We start from the raw sequence: 5,006 nt of genomic DNA, 5'->3' as shown, positions 1-5,006 counted from the left end.
CAAAACGTAATCAATAAAGTTTTTAGTAGCTAACCTTGAGTTGGTGAACGAAACAAAATTTTGGACATCAAACATGATGCCAGCAAAACAATTTGAGCTAATCAAATTTCTTTTTATGGAGAGTTTGATCCTGGCTCAGGACGAACGCTGGCGGCGTGCCTAATACATGCAAGTCGAGCGAACAGAGAAGGAGCTTGCTCCTTTGACGTTAGCGGCGGACGGGTGAGTAACACGTGGGCAACCTACCTTATAGTTTGGGATAACTCCGGGAAACCGGGGCTAATACCGAATAATCTATTTTACTTCATGGTGAAATACTAAAAGACGGTTTCGGCTGTCGCTATAAGATGGGCCCGCGGCGCATTAGCTAGTTGGTGAGGTAACGGCTCACCAAGGCGACGATGCGTAGCCGACCTGAGAGGGTGATCGGCCACACTGGGACTGAGACACGGCCCAGACTCCTACGGGAGGCAGCAGTAGGGAATCTTCCACAATGGGCGAAAGCCTGATGGAGCAACGCCGCGTGAGTGAAGAAGGTTTTCGGATCGTAAAACTCTGTTGTAAGGGAAGAACAAGTACAGTAGTAACTGGCTGTACCTTGACGGTACCTTATTAGAAAGCCACGGCTAACTACGTGCCAGCAGCCGCGGTAATACGTAGGTGGCAAGCGTTGTCCGGAATTATTGGGCGTAAAGCGCGCGCAGGCGGTCCTTTAAGTCTGATGTGAAAGCCCACGGCTCAACCGTGGAGGGTCATTGGAAACTGGGGGACTTGAGTGCAGAAGAGGAAAGTGGAATTCCAAGTGTAGCGGTGAAATGCGTAGAGATTTGGAGGAACACCAGTGGCGAAGGCGACTTTCTGGTCTGTAACTGACGCTGAGGCGCGAAAGCGTGGGGAGCAAACAGGATTAGATACCCTGGTAGTCCACGCCGTAAACGATGAGTGCTAAGTGTTAGGGGGTTTCCGCCCCTTAGTGCTGCAGCTAACGCATTAAGCACTCCGCCTGGGGAGTACGGTCGCAAGACTGAAACTCAAAGGAATTGACGGGGGCCCGCACAAGCGGTGGAGCATGTGGTTTAATTCGAAGCAACGCGAAGAACCTTACCAGGTCTTGACATCCCGTTGACCACTGTAGAGATATGGTTTTCCCTTCGGGGACAACGGTGACAGGTGGTGCATGGTTGTCGTCAGCTCGTGTCGTGAGATGTTGGGTTAAGTCCCGCAACGAGCGCAACCCTTGATCTTAGTTGCCATCATTTAGTTGGGCACTCTAAGGTGACTGCCGGTGACAAACCGGAGGAAGGTGGGGATGACGTCAAATCATCATGCCCCTTATGACCTGGGCTACACACGTGCTACAATGGACGATACAAACGGTTGCCAACTCGCGAGAGGGAGCTAATCCGATAAAGTCGTTCTCAGTTCGGATTGTAGGCTGCAACTCGCCTACATGAAGCCGGAATCGCTAGTAATCGCGGATCAGCATGCCGCGGTGAATACGTTCCCGGGCCTTGTACACACCGCCCGTCACACCACGAGAGTTTGTAACACCCGAAGTCGGTGGGGTAACCTTTTGGAGCCAGCCGCCGAAGGTGGGATAGATGATTGGGGTGAAGTCGTAACAAGGTAGCCGTATCGGAAGGTGCGGCTGGATCACCTCCTTTCTAAGGATATTTTCGGAATACAAACCTAGGGTTTGTAAGATTACGTTTTGCGTTCAGTTTTGAAGGTTCATTCTTCTGAATGAAATACTTCAAAACTTGTTCTTTGAAAACTGGATAAAACGACATTGAAATTGTAACAAACACATTTATTTTTTAAGTTTTTTTATAGGCTTAATAACTTGGTTAAGTTATTAAGGGCGCACGGCGAATGCCTTGGCACTAGGAGCCGATGAAGGACGGCACTAACACCGATATGCTTCGGGGAGCTGTAAGTGAGCTTTGATCCGGAGATTTCCGAATGGGGGAACCCACTACGTTTAATCGCGTAGTATCTTGACGTGAATACATAGCGTCTTGAAGGCAGACCCAGGGAACTGAAACATCTAAGTACCTGGAGGAAGAGAAAGAAAAATCGATTCCCTGAGTAGCGGCGAGCGAAACGGGAAGAGCCCAAACCAAGAGGCTTGCCTCTTGGGGTTGTAGGACACTCTATACGGAGTTACAAAAGAGCGAGTTAGATGAAGCGACTTGGAAAGGTCCGCCAGAGCAGGTAAAAGCCCTGTAGTCGAAAGTTCGTTCTCTCCTGAGTGGATCCTGAGTACGGCGGAACACGTGAAATTCCGTCGGAATCCGGGAGGACCATCTCCCAAGGCTAAATACTACCTAGTGACCGATAGTGAACCAGTACCGTGAGGGAAAGGTGAAAAGCACCCCGGAAGGGGAGTGAAAGAGATCCTGAAACCGTGTGCCTACAAGTAGTTAGAGCCCGTTAATGGGTGATAGCGTGCCTTTTGTAGAATGAACCGGCGAGTTACGATTACGTGCGAGGTTAAGCTTTAGAAGGCGGAGCCGCAGCGAAAGCGAGTCTGAATAGGGCGAAATAGTACGTGGTCGTAGACCCGAAACCAGGTGATCTACCCATGTCCAGGGTGAAGGTGAGGTAACACTTACTGGAGGCCCGAACCCACGCACGTTGAAAAGTGCGGGGATGAGGTGTGGGTAGCGGAGAAATTCCAATCGAACTTGGAGATAGCTGGTTCTCTCCGAAATAGCTTTAGGGCTAGCCTCGTGATGAGAATACTGGAGGTAGAGCACTGTTTGGACTAGGGGGCCATCCCGGTTTACCGAATTCAGACAAACTCCGAATGCCAGATATTTATACACGGGAGTCAGACTGCGAGTGATAAGATCCGTAGTCAAAAGGGAAACAGCCCAGACCACCAGCTAAGGTCCCAAAGTAATCGTTAAGTGGAAAAGGATGTGGCGTTGCACAGACAACCAGGATGTTGGCTTAGAAGCAGCCATCATTTAAAGAGTGCGTAATAGCTCACTGGTCGAGTGACGCTGCGCCGAAAATGTATCGGGGCTAAACGATTCACCGAAGCTGTGGATTGACATCTACGATGTCAGTGGTAGGAGAGCGTTCTAAGTGCGTTGAAGTCAGATCGGAAGGACTGGTGGAGCGCTTAGAAGTGAGAATGCCGGTATGAGTAGCGAAAGACGGGTGAGAATCCCGTCCACCGTATGACTAAGGTTTCCTGAGGAAGGCTCGTCCGCTCAGGGTTAGTCGGGACCTAAGCCGAGGCCGATAGGCGTAGGCGATGGACAACAGGTTGATATTCCTGTACCACCTCCTCACCGTTTGAGAAATGGGGGGACGCAGTAGGATAGGGTAAGCGCGCTGTTGGATATGCGCGTCCAAGCAGTAAGGCGTGTGTGTAGGCAAATCCGCACACTGTAACGTTGAGCTGTGATGGCGAGTCCGTATGGACGAAGTTCCTGATTTCACACTGCCAAGAAAAGCCTCTATCGAGGTGAGAGGTGCCCGTACCGCAAACCGACACAGGTAGTCGAGGAGAGAATCCTAAGGTGTGCGAGAGAACTCTCGTTAAGGAACTCGGCAAAATGACCCCGTAACTTCGGGAGAAGGGGTGCTCTTGAGCGTGCAAGCGCATGAGAGCCGCAGTGAATAGGCCCAGGCGACTGTTTAGCAAAAACACAGGTCTCTGCAAAACCGTAAGGTGACGTATAGGGGCTGACGCCTGCCCGGTGCTGGAAGGTTAAGAGGAGTGGTTAGCGCAAGCGAAGCTGCGAATTGAAGCCCCAGTAAACGGCGGCCGTAACTATAACGGTCCTAAGGTAGCGAAATTCCTTGTCGGGTAAGTTCCGACCCGCACGAAAGGCGTAACGATCTGGGCACTGTCTCAACGAGAGACTCGGTGAAATTATAGTACCTGTGAAGATGCAGGTTACCCGCGACAGGACGGAAAGACCCCGTGGAGCTTTACTGTAGCCTGATATTGAATTTTGGTACAACTTGTACAGGATAGGTAGGAGCCAGAGATCTCGGAGCGCCAGCTTCGAAGGAGGCGTCGGTGGGATACTACCCTGGTTGTATTGAAATTCTAACCCATGCCCCTTAGCGGGGCAGGAGACAGTGTCAGGCGGACAGTTTGACTGGGGCGGTCGCCTCCTAAAAGGTAACGGAGGCGCCCAAAGGTTCCCTCAGAATGGTTGGAAATCATTCGTAGAGTGTAAAGGCACAAGGGAGCTTGACTGCGAGACCTACAAGTCGAGCAGGGTCGAAAGACGGGCTTAGTGATCCGGTGGTTCCGCATGGAAGGGCCATCGCTCAACGGATAAAAGCTACCCCGGGGATAACAGGCTTATCTCCCCCAAGAGTCCACATCGACGGGGAGGTTTGGCACCTCGATGTCGGCTCATCGCATCCTGGGGCTGTAGTCGGTCCCAAGGGTTGGGCTGTTCGCCCATTAAAGCGGTACGCGAGCTGGGTTCAGAACGTCGTGAGACAGTTCGGTCCCTATCCGTCGTGGGCGTAGGAAATTTGAGAGGAGCTGTCCTTAGTACGAGAGGACCGGGATGGACACACCGCTGGTGTACCAGTTGTCTTGCCAAAGGCATCGCTGGGTAGCTATGTGTGGACGGGATAAGTGCTGAAAGCATCTAAGCATGAAGCCCCCCTCAAGATGAGATTTCCCATTACGCAAGTAAGTAAGATCCCTCAAAGACGATGAGGTAGATAGGTTCGAGGTGGAAGTGTGGTGACACATGGAGCTGACGAATACTAATCGATCGAGGACTTAACCAAAATGTTTGAAACATTCAATGAACCGTTTATCCAGTTTTGAAAGAATAAGAAAGTCTATTAAAAATATACTTGTAACTTCAACAAAGATATGTTATAATAAGTATTGTCTTTCAAAATAGTCTAGTGATGATGGCAAAGAGGTCACACCCGTTCCCATACCGAACACGGAAGTTAAGCTCTTTAGCGCCGATGGTAGTTGGGGGCTTCCCCCTGTGAGAGTAGGACGTCGCTAG

3 rRNA genes are annotated in these 5,006 nt (G+C 50.8%); all 3 read left to right on the top strand.

The annotated features are described in order from the left end of the window. Positions 1-112: 112 nt before the first annotated feature. Positions 113-1,664: ribosomal RNA gene (locus AC3WSO_RS24310) — 16S ribosomal RNA — on the top strand. Between the two features lie 181 nt (positions 1,665-1,845). Next, positions 1,846-4,773, top strand: a 23S ribosomal RNA gene (locus tag AC3WSO_RS24305). A gap of 119 nt (positions 4,774-4,892) precedes the next feature. Then, positions 4,893-5,006, top strand: a 5S ribosomal RNA gene (gene rrf, locus AC3WSO_RS24300); the annotation flags it as partial.

Source organism: Lysinibacillus sp. EB106-09-02-XG168 (assembly GCF_058791475.1).
This window is presented reverse-complemented; position numbering and strand designations above follow the sequence as displayed.